This is a genomic window from Burkholderia sp. AU31652, assembly GCF_002223155.1.
Classification (GTDB): domain Bacteria; phylum Pseudomonadota; class Gammaproteobacteria; order Burkholderiales; family Burkholderiaceae; genus Burkholderia.
In genome coordinates this window covers 649654-664864 of record NZ_NKFG01000007.1, presented here as the reverse complement: position 1 = coordinate 664864, position 15211 = coordinate 649654, and the positions used below count along the sequence as shown (strand labels likewise).

11 protein-coding genes and 1 pseudogene are annotated in these 15211 nt (G+C 68.4%); 9 read left to right on the top strand and 3 right to left on the bottom strand.

Going from position 1 to position 15211, the window contains the following annotated elements; all coding sequences use genetic code 11:
• Window positions 1-12: 12 nt before the first annotated feature.
• The 5 genes from CFB40_RS34705 to CFB40_RS34685 all read left to right on the top strand — a co-directional run bounded on the left by CFB40_RS34705 (window position 13) and on the right by CFB40_RS34685 (window position 10232).
• Complete coding sequence (locus CFB40_RS34705; protein WP_089433880.1) at window positions 13-1302, top strand: Zn-dependent hydrolase; 1290 nt, start codon at window positions 13-15, stop codon at window positions 1300-1302.
• On the top strand, window positions 1299-2804 hold the full coding sequence (locus CFB40_RS34700) for a M81 family metallopeptidase (RefSeq protein WP_089433879.1): 1506 nt from the start codon (window positions 1299-1301) through the stop codon (window positions 2802-2804). Before CFB40_RS34705 ends, CFB40_RS34700 begins: the two co-directional genes overlap by 4 nt.
• 128 nt (window positions 2805-2932) lie before the next feature.
• Complete coding sequence (locus CFB40_RS34695) at window positions 2933-4120, top strand: beta-propeller fold lactonase family protein (protein ID WP_089434039.1); 1188 nt, start codon at window positions 2933-2935, stop codon at window positions 4118-4120.
• Between the two features lie 447 nt (window positions 4121-4567).
• Window positions 4568-7252: a glycoside hydrolase domain-containing protein gene (locus CFB40_RS34690; protein WP_089433878.1), complete on the top strand. Its 2685-nt coding sequence runs from the start codon at window positions 4568-4570 to the stop codon at window positions 7250-7252.
• 73 nt (window positions 7253-7325) lie between these two features.
• Complete coding sequence (locus CFB40_RS34685) at window positions 7326-10232, top strand: glycoside hydrolase family 2 protein (RefSeq protein ID WP_089433877.1); 2907 nt, start codon at window positions 7326-7328, stop codon at window positions 10230-10232.
• A gap of 103 nt (window positions 10233-10335) precedes the next feature.
• Here CFB40_RS34685 and CFB40_RS34680 read toward each other — a convergent pair whose 3' ends face one another.
• Window positions 10336-11148: a class I SAM-dependent methyltransferase gene (locus CFB40_RS34680; RefSeq protein ID WP_256976967.1), complete on the bottom strand. Its 813-nt coding sequence runs from the start codon at window positions 11146-11148 to the stop codon at window positions 10336-10338.
• A gap of 77 nt (window positions 11149-11225) precedes the next feature.
• Entirely contained in the window at window positions 11226-11360 is a 135-nt protein-coding gene (locus tag CFB40_RS39345) for a hypothetical protein (RefSeq protein ID WP_006767081.1), read from the bottom strand.
• A 402-nt stretch (window positions 11361-11762) separates the two neighbouring features.
• Between CFB40_RS39345 and CFB40_RS34670 the strand changes: the two genes are divergently transcribed.
• The 4 genes and pseudogenes from CFB40_RS34670 to ampC all read left to right on the top strand — a co-directional run bounded on the left by CFB40_RS34670 (window position 11763) and on the right by ampC (window position 14707).
• Window positions 11763-12221, top strand: coding sequence for a hypothetical protein (locus CFB40_RS34670; protein ID WP_089429914.1), 459 nt, complete (start codon window positions 11763-11765; stop codon window positions 12219-12221).
• Window positions 12222-12291: 70 nt separating this feature from the next.
• A complete protein-coding gene (locus tag CFB40_RS34665; RefSeq protein WP_089433875.1) occupies window positions 12292-13104 on the top strand; it encodes an alpha/beta fold hydrolase in 813 nt (270 codons plus the stop codon).
• 52 nt (window positions 13105-13156) lie between these two features.
• Window positions 13157-13354, top strand: a pseudogene (locus CFB40_RS39340) (zinc ribbon domain-containing protein); the annotation flags it as partial.
• 183 nt (window positions 13355-13537) lie between these two features.
• Window positions 13538-14707 (top strand): class C beta-lactamase, encoded by a 1170-nt coding sequence (ampC, locus tag CFB40_RS34655; RefSeq protein WP_089434038.1) that lies wholly within the window; start codon window positions 13538-13540, stop codon window positions 14705-14707.
• Between the two features lie 27 nt (window positions 14708-14734).
• Here ampC and CFB40_RS34650 read toward each other — a convergent pair whose 3' ends face one another.
• Window positions 14735-15106 carry a cupin domain-containing protein gene (locus CFB40_RS34650; RefSeq protein ID WP_256976966.1) on the bottom strand — a complete coding sequence of 124 codons (372 nt, stop codon included), beginning with the start codon at window positions 15104-15106 and terminating at the stop codon, window positions 14735-14737.
• Between the last annotated feature and the right edge of the window lie 105 nt (window positions 15107-15211).

The window sequence follows — 15211 nt, the reverse complement described above, 5'->3', positions numbered from 1 at the left end:
GGAATTCCATCGATGCAAGTTCAGGATTCGACACCGGGCGTCGCGGCGTCCGGCTTGCGCGTCGACGGCGCGCGGCTGTGGGACAGCCTGATGCGTCTTGCGCGGATCGGCGCGACCGACAAAGGGGGCGTGTGCCGCCTCGCGCTCACCGAACTCGATCGCGAGGCGCGCGACCTGTTCGCCGCGTGGGCGAAGGAAATCGGCTGCACGGTGCGCGTCGACGCGATCGGCAACATCTTCGCGCGGCGCGCGGGCGAACGCGACGACCTGCCGCCCGTGACGACGGGCAGCCATATCGACACGCAGCCGACCGGCGGCAAGTTCGACGGCAACTACGGCGTGCTCGCGGGCCTCGAAGTGCTGCGCACGCTTGACGATGCGGGCGTGCGCACGCGGGCGCCGCTCGAGGTCGCGGTGTGGACCAACGAGGAAGGGTCGCGCTTCGTGCCCGTGATGATGGGTTCCGGCGTGTTCGCGGGCGCGTTCACGCTCGACCATGCGCTCTCTCAATGCGACCGCGACGGCGTGTCGGTGCGCGACGCGCTGGCCGCGATCGGTTATGCGGGCGATGCGAACGACGGGCGCGGCGCGCATCCGGTCGGCGCGTATTTCGAAGCGCATATCGAGCAGGGCCCGGTGCTGGAGGCGCACGACACGACGATCGGCGTGGTCGAGGGCGCGCTCGGGCAGCGCTGGTACGACGTGACCGTGCACGGCATGGAGGCGCACGCGGGCCCGACGCCGATGGCGCTGCGGCGTGACGCGCTGCTCGTCGCGTCCGATCTGGTGCGCAAGGTGAACGACATCGCGTGCGCGCATCCGCCGCATGGGCGCGGCACGGTCGGCTGGGTCGACGTGCACCCGAATTCGCGCAACGTGATTCCGGGCCGGGTGACGCTGACCGTCGACCTGCGCGCAGCCGACGATGCGACGCTTGCGACGATGGATGCCGAGCTGCGTGCGGCGTGCGCCGACCTGGGCGCAGCGGCCGGCATGCCAATCGACGTCGAGCAGGTCGTGTACTTCCCGCCGCAGCCGTTCGACGCGACGCTGGTCGAGCAGGTGCGTGCGGGCGCGCGCGCGCTCGGGCTGTCGTCGATGAACGTGATCAGCGGGGCGGGCCACGACGCCGTGTATCTCGCGCGCGTGGCGCCGACCGCGATGATCTTCGTGCCGTGCAAGGACGGGATCAGCCACAACGAGATCGAGGAGGCCGATCCCGCGCATCTGGAGGCCGGCTGCAACGTGTTGCTGCACGCGATGCTCGGCGCTGCCGGGATCGCGGAGGGCCGCGCACGATGAAAATCCTGATCGCACGGATGAACCACGAGACCAACACGTTCTCGCCGGTGCCGACGCCGCTTGCCGCGTTCGGCCGCAACGGCCCGGACTGGGGCGATGACGCCTATCGCGCGAATCGCGGGATGCGTACCGCGATGGCCGCGTTCCTCGACGCGGCCGAACGTGAAGGCGCCGACATCGTGACGCCCGTATCGGCGGCCGCGAACCCGAGCGGGCCGGTCGCGGCCGACGCGTATGCGGCGATCTGCGACGCGATCGTCGCGGCCGCGCCCGGCTGCGACGCGGTGATGCTCGACCTGCACGGCGCGATGGTCGCCGAGCAGAGCGCGGACGGCGAGGGCGACCTGCTCGAGCGTGTGCGCGCGGCGCTGCCCAACGCGCCGATCGCGGTCGCGCTCGACCTGCATGCGAACGTCACGCAGAAGATGATCGATCACGCGGACGTGATCGTCAGCTTCAAGACTTACCCGCACGTCGATATGTACGAGACGGGCGAGCATGCGGCGCGCGTGCTGCTCGACCGGTTGCACGGCCGCGCGCGGCCCGTGCTCGCGTGGCGGCAGCCGCCGCTGATGGCATCGACGCTGCGCAGTGCGAGCGCGGAAGGCGCAATGCGGCGCGCGGTGGAGGCCGCGCGCGCCGCCGAGGCCGACGGGATGCTCGCGGTCTCGGTGCTGCCCGGCTTCTCGCTCGCGGACATTCCCGCGCCGTGCATCAGCGTGGTCGTGGTGGCCGATGGCGACCGGGCCGCCGCCGACGCGGTGGCCGAGCGCATCGCGCGGCAGATCTGGGACGCGCGCGACGATTTCGTCTATCGCAGCGCGCCGCTCGCTGAATCGGTTGCGCAGGCCGCGACGCTCGCGCACGGCGCGGATCGCCCGGTGCTGATGCTCGATCACGGCGACAACTGCATGTCGGGCGGCCCGTGCGACACGATGGACCTGCTCGAGGCCGCGCTTGCGCACGGGCTCGACGGCATCGTCAGCGGGCCGCTGTGCGACCCGCAGGCCGTCGCAGCGCTGATCGACGCGGGTGTCGGCGCGACCGTCACGGTATCGGTCGGCAACCGCCTGCCGTCGCACGGCGGCGTGCGGCGCGAGCCGTTCCGCGCGACCGGCGTCGTGCGTGCGCTCACCGACGGCGAATACGTGATCACGGGGCCCACTTACACGGGCCAGCGTGCGTACATGGGCCGCACGGCCGTGCTCGACATCGGCGCGGCCACGCTGGTCATCACCGAGCGGACCCAGGAGCCGTGGGATCTCGGTGTGTTCGAGAGCGTCGGCGTCGATCCACGCCGCGCGCGCTTCCTGCTGCTGAAGTCGCGGATGTATTGCCGGCCGGTGTTCGTGCCGATCGCAGCCGCGCTGGTCGAATGCGACAGCCGCGGCGTGACGGGGTCGGACTACGGGCTGTTCCAATACGAGCGGCTGGCGCGGCCCGTGTATCCGCTCGACGTGGTGGGCGAATGGTCGTCGTCCGGCGCGCGCGGGACGGCGTGACGGAAACCGACCGGGCGCAAAACGCCGGATTTGCCGGCTTTCGGGCATCATGCGATGGCACCGACCCGTCGAGCAGCAGGGTCGATGCCATCCATTGTGTCCGCAACCGATCCGGAGAATCGACCGACATGCATTCGAATCCTTTTCGCCCGCGCAGTGCGCGCCTGCTCGCCGCGCTGACCCTCTCCACGACGGCCGTTGCCGCCCACGCCGCCGACTGGATCGTGTCCGGCAACGACGGCAAGTACCAGCGCGTCGAGGGCCGCGACACCTATCTGGCTTCGCCGCCCGCCGACACGCTGACGCTGCTCGACGCCAGCACGTTCCCGCCGAAGGTCGCGCTGCAGGTCGACGTCGAGAACGGCATCCAGGGGCCGCCGCAGGCCGTCGCGATCACGCCGGACGCGAAGCTCGCGCTCGTCGGCGCGCCGACGCGCTACGACACGGCCGCGAAGCAGCTCGTGTTCGACACGTTCCTGCAGGTCGTGAATCTCGACGCCGCGCCGCCGTCGATCACGCGCATCGAGCTCGGCACGCATCCGCAAGGCATCGCGATCGACCGCTCGGGCAAGCTCGCGCTCGTCGCGAACGTCGACGGCAGCGTGTCGATCCTGCGTATCGACGGCACGAACGTGACGCTCGACGGCAACCTGAAGATCGGCAAGAAGCGGCTGGCGGGGATCAGCTTCACCCATGACGGCAAGCATGCGCTCGTGTCGCTGCGCGACGAGCAGGGCATCGCGGTGCTGAACGTCGACGACGGCAAGGTGACCGACAGCGGGTCGCGCCTGAGCACCGGCGTCGCGCCTTACACGATCGACGTGTCGAGCGACAACCGCTGGGCCGTCGTCAGCAACGTCGGGCTCGCGGGGCTGCCGGGCTATACGGGCACGCTGGCGGGCGACGCCGATACCGTCGCGCTGATCGACGTGTCGCGCACGCCGTTCCGCACGGTCCAGTACCTGACGGTGCCGTCGTTGCCGGAAGGCGTCGCGATCTCGCCGAACGGCAAGTGGATCGCCGTGCAGGCGATGGACGGCTCGAACCTGACGGCCGACAACCCGGGCCGCCACAAGATCGGCAAGGTGCTGCTGTTCGAGATCCGCAACGGGCAGGCCGTGAAGGTGAGCGAGTTGCCCGGCGGCGAAGCCGCGCAAGGCATCGTGTTCACCGCCGACAGCCGGCACGTGATCGTGCAGTTCAACGTCGAACGGCAACTGGCGCTCTATTCGGTCGAAGGCGGCAAGCTGCACGATACGGGCAAGCGGATCGCGCTGACGGGCGGGCCTTCTTCGTTGAGGACTTTGCCGCGCTGACGCGCGCGGCATTCGTTCGTTCCGTTCCGTCAGTTCATGCGGCGCCCGGATTCGCCGGGCGCCCGTCAAAGCACACCTCCTGTGCGCCGCCGTTGCAACGCAACAATGGCGGAACTTTGTACCCAAAGCCACTTAACGCCGGATTGTTTAGTTAAACAAACTGAAAATTCGGGAAACTTCTTGTAGTGAATAAACAGTCGTTGCGGCACTGTAAGCCCCTGGGAAGCCTGTGACGCTCCAGGAGGCAGGGCGGTGGAGGCGACGGTTGCGGCGGCAACGATCGTCGCCGGGTGTTCGCATCTGAAAGTCAGCGTGACGTCGTTTGGGGGGCAGCCGACGCCACGCCGCGCGGCATCGATGTGCCGCGCAGGGGCGCAAGCCGGGCGGAGTGCCGGATGATCGTCGGCGCCGGATCAATCGTTTTAATTAACGGTACTAAACGAAACAATGAAAAATCCACGACTCTTGCTCGTCGCCGCACTGGCTTGCGCGGCATTGGCCGCGTGTGGCGGCGACGACGTGAACAGTGTCCAGACGGCCAGCAACGGCGCAGGCGACACGCCGTCGACCGTCCCGCCGACGGCGGGGCCGTCGCAACCTTCCCAGCCGGATCAGCCGGCCCCGCCGAAGCGCACCGACATGGCGTTGACGCAGTTCGTCAATCCGTTGATCGGCACGCAGGTCAATGCGGATTCCGGCTACGCGGGCAACGTGAGCCCGGGCGCGATGGTGCCGTTCGGGATGGTGAATTTCGGGCCGAACACGCCGCGCTACAACTTCAACGGCTCGGGCGGCTACCTGTCGACAGGCGGGTCGGGCGGTACGATCGACTTCTTCAGCGTGACGCACCTGAGCGGTGTCGGGTGCCCGGGGCAGGGCACGGTCGCGATGCTACCGACCGACGCGGCGACGCCCGTGGCATCGGGCGGCCGGCCGATCGGCGTCGGGTACCGCTACGGCGATGAAACGGCCGAGCCCGGGTACTACAAGGTGCGTCTCGCGAACGGCATCGTGACGGAGCTGAGCGCGACCGCGCGTGCCGGCATCGCGCGCTTCACGTACACGAACAAGGACAAGGGCTTCTTCTCGATCGACGCGAAGCTGAACGGCAACAGCGATTCGGGCAGCACGAAGGTCACCGCGAACAACGTCGCGCTGGCGCTCGCGAGCGACGGCAAGTCGATAAGCGGGCAGGCCGTGGCGCCGGCGTTCTGCACGCCGTACGGCACCGTATGGAATGCGCCCGTATATTTCTACGCGAGCTTCGACAAGCCGCTGCGCAAGCAGGCGGGCACCTCGGCGGTGAATACCGCCAGCAACGGCGCGGCGACGCTGCAGTTCGACCTGACCGACGCGGACCGGACCGTCACCGTGAAAGTCGGGGTGTCGTCCGTCAGCGTCCGGAATGCGCAGGCGAACCTGAAGGCCGAGGGCGAGACGCTCGCGTTCGACGACGCACGCAAGAACGCGTCCGGCCTGTGGAACGACCGGCTCAACACGATCCAGATCGACCAGGCCGCGACGCCCGCATCGCTGAATGCGACGCAGAAGGCGAACCTGACGAAGTTCTACACCGCGCTCTATCGCGTGTTCGGCACGCCGACGCTCTACAGCGACACGAACGGCGAATTCCGCAGCATGCGCCAGCCCAGGAACGCGGATGGCAGCTATCCGAAGTCGGTCGACCAGACCGGCACCATTCCGCCGCGCGAGACGGCCAAGGTCAGTGATTACGCATTCCGGCGCGCCGACGGATCGCAGGGCGGCGCGGGCAACCACTACACGGGTTTCTCGCTGTGGGACACGTACCGGTCGCAGGCGCAGCTGCTGGCGCTGCTCGCACCGAAGGAATCGAGCGACATGATGCAGTCGCTCGTCGTCGACGGGTTGCAGTGCGGCGCGTTCTCGCACTGGGTCGACGGCAGCGACGACTCGACGCCGATGGCGGGCGACAACGCGCTGAACGTGATTGCCGGCGCGTACAAGTTCGGTGCGACCGATTTCGACCTGGTGTCGGCCGCCCGCCTGACGAAGCAGTCGGTGTTCGATCCGTCCAGCGCCTGCAACGATCGCACGAGCGCAGCGGGCCTGGCCAATTTCCTGACGGCCCACTATCTGTCGCAGAGCGATGACGGTCACTCGTCGTCGGCGACCATCGAGCGCGTGCTGAGCGACCGCTCCGCGGCCGCGTTCCTGCAGGCGCTGCCCGCCAGCGTGCTGAACGCGCCGTCGGTCGGCGTGACGCCGGACACCATCGGCACGCTGTACACGCGGGCCGGGTGGTGGCGCAACATCTTCGACTACACGAACAAGGTGATCGCCGCGCGCAACGCGCCGCCGGCCGGCTCGGCGCCCGGCACGCTGGGCACGCTGGTGCAGGGCGCGTTCCACGAATCGACGGAGCCGAACTACTTCTGGACCTTCGCGCAGGACTGGAGCGCGCTGATCGATGCGATCGGCGGCAAGCAGGCAGCCGTCACGCGGCTGAACAACCTGTTCGCGATCACGACGCCGTTCTCGACCGTGCCGTCCTCCGGCAGCCTGAACGGCGGCGAATCGTCGAACACCCTGTACATCGGCAACGAACCGTCGTTCCAGTCGCCGTGGGGGTACAACTGGGCCGGGCAGCCGAGCGGCGCACAGTACGTTCTCCCGATCATCATGTCGAAGGCGTTCACGACCGCCCGCGACGGGCTGCCGGGCAACGACGACATGGGCGCGACGTCGAGCTGGTACGTGTGGGCGGCGCTCGGCATGTTCCCGGTCATTCCGTCGGAGGCGGGGCTCGCGCTGTCCACGCCGCAGTTCAGCGGGATCACGGTGTGGTTCGGCAACGGCAAGACGCTGCGGCTCGAAAGCGACAAGCAGGTCACGATGGACAGCGCGGGGCGCCCGTCGTTTGCGTATGTCCAGTCGCTGAAGGTCAATGGCGCGGACTACGCGGGGTCGTGGCTGCCGCTGGGCAAGATCGCCAATGGCGGCACGATGAGCTACGCGCTGTCCGCGACGCCGACGCAATGGGCGGCTGCCGACAACCTGACGCCGCCGTCCGGGCCGAACGCGGACTACACGCAGATGACGGCCGGCGGGTCGGCAGCGGCGATGCGCATGCGCGAGGCCGGCGCGCGATAAACCCAAACGGGCACGACGCGCAGGGGCCACCCTGCGCGCCCGTCGAGACGACGCCATCCGGGAGAACGACACCATGCGATCGACATCGCGCCGGAAATTCCTGTCTTACAGCGCAGCACTCGCCGGTACGAGCTGGCTCGCCGGCTGCAACGGCGATATCGATCCGGCAGCGGGCACGGCCGGCACGCCGGGCGCCGACGGTCCCGCGACGGTCACACCGACCGTGCCGGGCGTGCCGAACGACCCGGCGCGCAGCCTGCTGGCCACGCAGGAACTCGCCACGAACTGGACGTTCGCATCGGCGAGCAGCCTGCCGGGCGCCGGCGGGGCGCAACTGTCGGGCGCCGCTGGCGCCGCTGGCGCCGCTGGCGTGGCGGGCATGGCGCCGGCAACGGTGCCCGGCACCGTGCTGAACAGCATGATCGTCAACGGCAAGTATCCCGATCCGTTCTACGGCCGCATCGTCACCGACACCATTCCCGATACGCTGAAGGACACCGACTACTGGTACCGGACGACCTTCGCGGCGCCGGCGCGGCAGCCGGGGCAGCGGCTGTGGCTGCGTTTCGGCGGCGTCAACTACTGCGCCGAGGTCTGGCTGAACGGCGCGCTCGTCGGCCGGCTGGAAGGCGCGTTCAAGCAGGGCGCGTTCGACATCTCGCGGCTCGTGCCGCAGGCGGGTGGCGCGGCCAATCTCGCGGTGCGCGTGGTCAAGCTGGATTTCTCCGAAGGGCCGCTGCTGCCGAGCTACCAGAGCGGCGTCACGCGTGGCGGGCGCAACGGCGGCCCGACCGGCGTCACGCTGAAGAACGGGCCGACGTTCTTCTGCTCGGCGGGCTGGGACTGGCTGCCGACGATTCCCGATCGCGCGCTCGGCATCTGGCAGCCGGTGACCTGGTTCACGACCGGCGCGGTGCGCATCGCGGCGATCCACGTCGCGCACACGCTGTCCGCCGACCTGTCGCGCGCCGAGCTGCGGCTCGATCTCGAACTGGACAATGGCTCGGGCGCCGATCTCGTCGCGACGCTCGTCGGCACGATCGGCAACGGCGCGCCGTTCAGCCACGACATCGCGATTCCCGCGTCGGGCACGACGACGAAGGTGTCGCTCACGTCGTCGGAGATCGCGGCGTTGTCGATCAAGCAACCGCGCCTGTGGTGGCCGAACGGGTACGGCGAACCGACTCTTCATGCGGTGACGGTCGGCGTCAAGGTCGGGCGCCTGCTGTCGGACGAGCGCACGCTGAACATCGGCCTGCGTCGCATCGACTATGCGCGCGACATCGGCATGGGCAAGCAGTTGAGCATCACGGTCAACGGCCTGCCGATTCTCGTGATGGGCGGCAACTGGGGGCTCGACGAAGCGCTGAAGCGCATTCCGCGCGCGCGGCTGTTCCACCAGGTGCGGCTCCATCGCGACGCGAACCTCAACCTGATCCGCAACTGGAACGGGCAGAGCACGAGCGACGACTTCTTCGACGCATGCGACCGCTACGGGATCCTCGTCTGGCAGGATTTCTTCTTCTCGACCGAAGGAGACGGGTCGGGCCCGGCCAACGTGCCGCGCGATCTCGACAATATCCGCGACGTGATCGCACGCCACCGTCATCGGCCGTCGATCCTGCTCTGGTGCGGCGGCAACGAAGGTGCGCCGCCGCCGGCACTCGTCAAGGGGCTCGACGCGCTCGTCGCCGAGCTGGACCCGCAGCGCCTGTGCCTCACGAGTTCGACCGGCGATACGGGCGCCGGCGCGGTGAACGGCTATTCGTCAGGCGGCCCGTACAACTGGGCGTCGCCGCAGGCCGCGTTCAGCCGCGGCTACGGCACGACGTCGGTCGCGTTTCACAACGAAGTCGGCTCGCATTCGATCCCGACGCTCGAATGCGTCGAAGCGATGCTGCCGCCGGCCTCGTACGAATGCCCCGACGACTTCTGGGCCGATCGCGACATGAACGGCAACGGCGCGTACTACCCGGCGGTCGGCAAGCAGGGCGGCGCCGGCTACATCGCGATGACGGCGCTGCGCTACGGCGCGATCCGGAATCTCGCGGATTTCGTGCGCAAGGCGCAGATGATGAACTACGAATGCATCCGCTCGATCTACGAGGCGAACGCGGCCGTGATGATCGGCCCGGTGGCCGGGAAGATCACGTCGCCGGCCACCGGCGTGATCATGTGGATGACGAACCCCGCGCAGCCGAGCTTCGTGTGGCAGATGTACAGCCACGATCTCGAGGCGCACGCGTCGTTCTTCGCGGTGCGGCACGGGTGCCGTCGCGTCAATGCGATTCTCGATGCGAGCACGGCCGACGTGACGATCGCGAATCACACGGCGGCGGCCGTCACCGGCCGCGTCGAGATGCGCGTGTACAACCTCGATGGCACGCTGAGCAGCCGGACGAGCGCGGATGTCGGCGGCGTCGCGAAGGCGTCGTATCGCGTGGTGGCGAACCTCGCGTCGGCGCTGGCCGCCGCGAAATCGGACGTATGCATCGTCGCGCTCGCGCTGACCGATGCGGGCGGCAATGCGCTGGCCGAGAACGTCTACTGGCGGCAGCGCGACGGGGGCGACGACGCATACACGTCGCTCGACACGATGCCGGGTGCGGCCGTATCCGTCCACGCATCGTCGGCCGAGGCCGACGACGTGACGACGCGCATCACGGTCGACGTCGCGAACCTCGGCGCCGCCGTCGCGCTGATGACGCACGTGCAGGTATTCGATCCGTCGACCGGCGCGCGTGTGCTGCCGGCGTTCTACAGCGACAACTACCTGAACCTGATACCCGGCGGGAAGCGGCAGATCACGATCGACCTGCCGCATGCGGGTGGCGCGCCGGTGTCGCGCGTCGCGCTGCGCGTCGACGGGTGGCGGCTCGATCGCCCGAACTGCCGGCTGGGGCTCGGCGGCGTGCCGGTCGTGTTCAACGAGCGCGCGCTGGCGGTCGCGCCGGCGGTGCCGACGTTCGCGGCCTGCTGACGGAGGTGGGTGCTGCGTGAGGGCGCGCCAAGCGGGAGCGCTCCGGTGACGCGCCGCGTGAATGCGCGCGGTGTTCGTGGCCTGCCGGATAGCCGCCAGGCCGCTACTGCTTGAGGAATTTGTCGAGCCAGCGCGGTGTCGCCGCGCGATCGAAGACGACGTGCAGCGACGGGCCGAATGCGCCATATTCGAGCCCGTGGCGTTGGGCAAGCAGCGTCAGGGACTGGGCGGTGTGAAACGAGATGTGCCCGTTGCGCGGCACGCAGTACCACCACTGATCGATGCCTTGATCGAGGATGTCCCGGGTGATCAGCGACGTCTGGAATAGCAGCGCGCCGTCGGGCTTCCGATGGCGCATGATCTGGTCGAAGAGGTCGACCGGCGCCTGATGATGCTCGAACACCTCGAATGACAGGATCGTATCGAAGCTGCCTTCGGGCGGAACCGGGTGCGAGAACGGATCGTACGACGTCACGTCCGTGAAGCCGCGCGATGCCAGCTTCCGTTCCAGCAAGCCCAGCCCCGAGCCGAAATCGAGCACCCGGCCTTCCCGCATTTCCGGAAAGCTGGTGCAGATCAGGTCGGCATGCTGTTGCGGACGGATCTCGAGATACTCGGGGTCGTGGCGCGGGTAGTCGGCGTTATAGACATGCTGCGCGAAATCGTCGTGGGTCCAGCTGTCGAACATCGGGGCCCACGTGAAGCCGCATTGCTCGCACGCATGGTAGTAGACCGGCACCCCCGCATACGGGTCGACCTTTTTACCGGCAATGAAGTCGGCGCCGCAGCGCGAAAAATCGACCAGGCCGCAGATGGGCGCGTGGGCAGCACACACTTTGCAGGCAAGGGCCGCCGGGTGGCGATTCAGGTTGTGATTCAATTCCCGTTCTCCTGTTCTCGCCAGCGGCGCGCGCATCTGACGGATGGTGCCGGAGAGGCTATCACAATCGCATCGGCCATCGCGGCCGTGCGCGGTGGCGTCGCCAGGCGTGTCTACGGGCGCAGCAGATCGAAGCCGCCGAATACGACGACACCGCTCAATACGATCATCGCGACGGAGTGCTGGCCGAAGTAGAGAATCGCGGCGGCAAGCCACGTCGTGATGCAGAAGGCGCCGATGCGGGCCATCGTGGGTTCCTCGAATACGTGATGAAGTGCGTGCGCGCCGCATGGCGCTCGCTGCTCGACAGGGCGAGCGGGGCACACCGGCGCACGAAAAAGGCGACCCGCGCAGCCGTGACCGCGGCGCCGACACGTGGCGCGTGCCGCGCCCGGAAGGGCGGGAGTCGAAGCCGGCGGCGTTGCGTGCACGTGCCCGGAGGCGATCGGCGCGCGCATCCCGCTGGCGAAGCCGCGATTTTACCAGCGCCGCCGGGCCGTCAATCTGGCCCTTTCGTGGCTAAACCGGTCGATCTTCGGCTAAATCAGTCCGTCCCCGATACTCAAGTTTCGTGTGACGAATGCCGTAAACATTCTGGAAGGCAGTTTCATCCCAGTCACGATTCGCTTACCGACATACGGACCGACACGATGCAGATCGATTTCTCCACGACCACACGCTCGCCGCTGGCGGACGGCAACCTGAACGCGAACGCTTCGTCCGGCGCTGCGGCGACGACGTCCACCGATGGCGCGACGAGTACCTCGGGTGCGACGAGTACGACCGCCACCCCCGGCACGAAGGAGTCGACCGGCGCCACCGGCGAAACGCTCGGCGCATCGGGCGCGTCGTCGGACGACCCGGCGGTCAGCCAGTTGAAGGCGCTGATCGAGCGGCTGCAGAAGCAGCTCGCGGCACTGGAGCAGCAGATCGCGAGCGCGAGCCAGCGCGCGAAGGACGACCCGGCCGCGGCGATCGAACAGCAGTCGCTGAGCGCGCAAGCCAGCGCGATCTCGGGGGCGCTTTCGACTGCGATCTCGCAACTCGCGGCGGCGATCCAGAAATCGGGCGGCTCGCAGGCGGGCGGGCTGGTGTCGACGCAGGCCTGACCGGTCGCGGCCGTGTCGACCGCACGCATTACAATCGCGAGCACGTCTCCCTCGACAGGACGGCTGAACGATGAATGCGGAATTCAACGACGACGACCTCGCCCGCTTCGAGTCGCAAGGCGGCACGCCGCTGCCGGCGGCCGATGAGCAAGGATGGCTGGAACACGACGGCGCGCGCATCTGGCACGCGTCGTTCGGCCATGGCCCGGCGGTCGTGCTGCTGCACGGCGGCCTCGGCCACAGCGGCAACTGGGGCAACCAGGTGCCGGCGCTGCTCGCGGCCGGCTACCGCGCGATCGTGATCGACAGCCGCGGCCACGGCCGCAGCACGCGCGACGACGAACCCTATTCCTACGAACGCATGGCCTCGGACGTGCTGGCGGTCCTCGACGCGCTGCACGTCGACCGTGCGCGCTTCGTCGGCTGGAGCGACGGCGCGTGCATCGCGCTCGTGCTGGCCGATCGCGCGCCGGAACGGGCGGCCGGCGTGTTCTTCTTCGCGTGCAACATGGACCCGAGCGGGACGAAGGAGATCGTGCCGAGCCCGCTGCTCGACCGCTGCTTCGCGCGGCACCGCAAGGACTACGCAGCACTGTCCGCGACGCCGGACCAGTTCGACGCCTTCGTCGCGGCGGTCAGCGAAATGATGCGCACGCAACCGGATTACCGCGCGCAGGATCTCGCGGCGATTGCCGTTCCGGTGACGATCGTGCTGGGCGAGCACGACGAATTCATCCGGCCCGAGCACGCGGCGTACCTGGCGCGCACGATTCCGGGCGCGACGCTGACGACCCTGCCCGGCGTGAGCCATTTCGCGCCGCTGCAGCGGCCCGAGCGGTTCAACGCGGCGATGCTCGCGTTTCTCGGGCGGCTGCCGGGGTGATGGTCGCGCGGCCCGCCGGCGGCCGCGTTATCCATCGCTGTACCGATTTCATCCGTTCGACGAAGGCGGTTCTTCTACCCAGCCCTGTTCGGCGTACGGGTCGAAGGACGGCGCGACGCGGCCGAAAAGGTTCGCCGGGCTGCGAACAAGAGCGTGGGCCTGAAGTGAATGCGGTGTCTCGCATGATCGAGATACCAACGCTGCGTCGAACATGCTCCGATGCGGACGTGCATCGCCAGGCATAGGAATCCCCCGCCGTTCGGCAGGGGACGGCGCCAAAAGATTTTCTTTCGTCTCGCGCAACATATCGTCGATTGTTGGCGGCGGATCGACAGGGGATAGTCCTGCTTCGGCAGGCCGGCCACTGCGATTTCCGCACGGCGTGGCCGGACCGTTGTCCACGCAACCATCAGAACTCAAAGGAACCGCCACCATGCGATTCAACGCGACACGCTTCGCCGCGACCCTGCTCGTCGCCGCGTGCGCCACCGCCACGGCCGGCCGCGCGGCCGCCGTCACCCAGGACGCGCTCCACGACACCGTCACCCGCCACATCGCGCCGTTGATGAAGCAGTACGCGATTCCCGGCATGGCGATCGGCATCATCGCCGACGGCAAGCCCTACGTGTTCGACTACGGCGTGATGTCGACGCAATCGGGCAAGCCCGTCACCGGCGATACGCTGTTCGAAATCGGCTCCGTCAGCAAGACGCTGACCGCGACCCTCGCGGCCGATGCGCAGGAGGGCGGCGAACTGTCGCTGGCCGACCCGGTGGGCAAGTACCTGCCCGCGCTGCAGGGCAAGCCGTTCGGTGTCGTGACGCTGCGCGATCTCGGCACGCACACGTCCGGCGGCATGCCCGTGCAGGTGCCGGACAGCATCCGCGACGACGCGGGCCTGATCCGCTATCTCGGCGCGTGGCGGCCCGCGCACGCGCCGGGTACGTACCGTACGTATTCGAACGTGTCGGTCGGCATGCTCGGGTGGCTCACCGCGAAGGCGATGCACAAGGATTTCGCGGTGCTGATGGAGCAGCTGCTCTTTCCCGCGCTCGGCATGACGCACACGTACATCAACGTGCCCGATGCGCGCCAGGCCGACTATGCGCAGGGCTATACGCAGGACGGCAAGCCGATCCGGATGACGGGCGGCATGCTGTGGCAGCCGGCCTACGGCGTGCGGACCACGGCGGCCGACCTGCTGCGCTTCGTGCAGGCGAACATGGGGCTGATCGAAACCGCGCCGCGCCTGCAGCGCGCGCTCGAACGCACGCACACCGGCTATTTCCGCTCGGGGCCGCTGACGCAGGACCTGATCTGGGAACAGTATCCGTATCCGGTCGCGCTGCCGACGCTGCTCGAAGGCAACTCGATGAAGATGCTGCGTGACGGGCTACCGGCCGCCGCGATCAAGCCGCCGCTCGCGCCGAGCGCGGACACGTGGATCAACAAGACGGGCTCGACCAACGGCTTCAGTACCTATGTCGCGTTCGTCCCGTCGAAGCGGATCGCGATCGTGATGCTCGCGAACCGCAGCTATCCGAACGAGGATCGCGTGAAGGTCGCGTACGGGATCCTCGGCGCGCTCGACGGCTGGCGGTAACGTTTCCGACGCCGGGGCCGGTGCGGCTCATTCCGTCGGCTGCGCTTCGTACGCGACGAAGATCTTCCGCGTGGGCTCGACGACTTCCCACGTGCCGCGAAAGCCCGGCGGAATGACGAAGCGATGGCCGGCGCGGAGGGTTTTCGCGTTGCCTTCCTCGTCGGTGATCACCGACGTGCCTGCCAGGATCTCGCAGTATTCCGCTTCGGTATACGCGACCCGCCAGCAGCCCGGCGTGCTTTCCCAGATGCCGGTCGAGAAGCGGCCGCACGGGCTCGTGAAGCCGGGCGTGAGCGTCTGCAGCGGGTCGCCCGCCAGCAGTTTCTCGGGCGCGACGCGGTATTGCACGGGTTCGCCGTTCGGGGTGAGGGCATCGGTGATGGCGGTAATGTCGAGCACGGCTGGCCTCCTGAGTCGTTGTGCTGAGTCGTTGTGAAATGAACGCGCCGACGGCGCGTTCGCATGATTCCATACTTGCGGGCGGGTTTGGCGGTTGCCGGCGCC

Bases quoted from the DNA above. Each gene is read 5' to 3' on its own strand.
- CFB40_RS34705 (WP_089433880.1), top strand. From the start codon at position 13: ATGCAAGTTCAGGATTCGACACCGGGCGTCGCGGCGTCCGGCTTGCGC.
- CFB40_RS34700 (WP_089433879.1), top strand. From the start codon at position 1,299: ATGAAAATCCTGATCGCACGGATGAACCACGAGACCAACACGTTCTCG.
- CFB40_RS34695 (WP_089434039.1), top strand. From the start codon at position 2,933: ATGCATTCGAATCCTTTTCGCCCGCGCAGTGCGCGCCTGCTCGCCGCG.
- CFB40_RS34690 (WP_089433878.1), top strand. From the start codon at position 4,568: ATGAAAAATCCACGACTCTTGCTCGTCGCCGCACTGGCTTGCGCGGCA.
- CFB40_RS34685 (WP_089433877.1), top strand. From the start codon at position 7,326: ATGCGATCGACATCGCGCCGGAAATTCCTGTCTTACAGCGCAGCACTC.
- CFB40_RS34680 (WP_256976967.1), bottom strand. From the start codon at position 11,148: ATGCGCGCGCCGCTGGCGAGAACAGGAGAACGGGAATTGAATCACAAC.
- CFB40_RS39345 (WP_006767081.1), bottom strand. From the start codon at position 11,360: ATGGCCCGCATCGGCGCCTTCTGCATCACGACGTGGCTTGCCGCCGCG.
- CFB40_RS34670 (WP_089429914.1), top strand. From the start codon at position 11,763: ATGCAGATCGATTTCTCCACGACCACACGCTCGCCGCTGGCGGACGGC.
- CFB40_RS34665 (WP_089433875.1), top strand. From the start codon at position 12,292: ATGAATGCGGAATTCAACGACGACGACCTCGCCCGCTTCGAGTCGCAA.
- ampC (WP_089434038.1), top strand. From the start codon at position 13,538: ATGCGATTCAACGCGACACGCTTCGCCGCGACCCTGCTCGTCGCCGCG.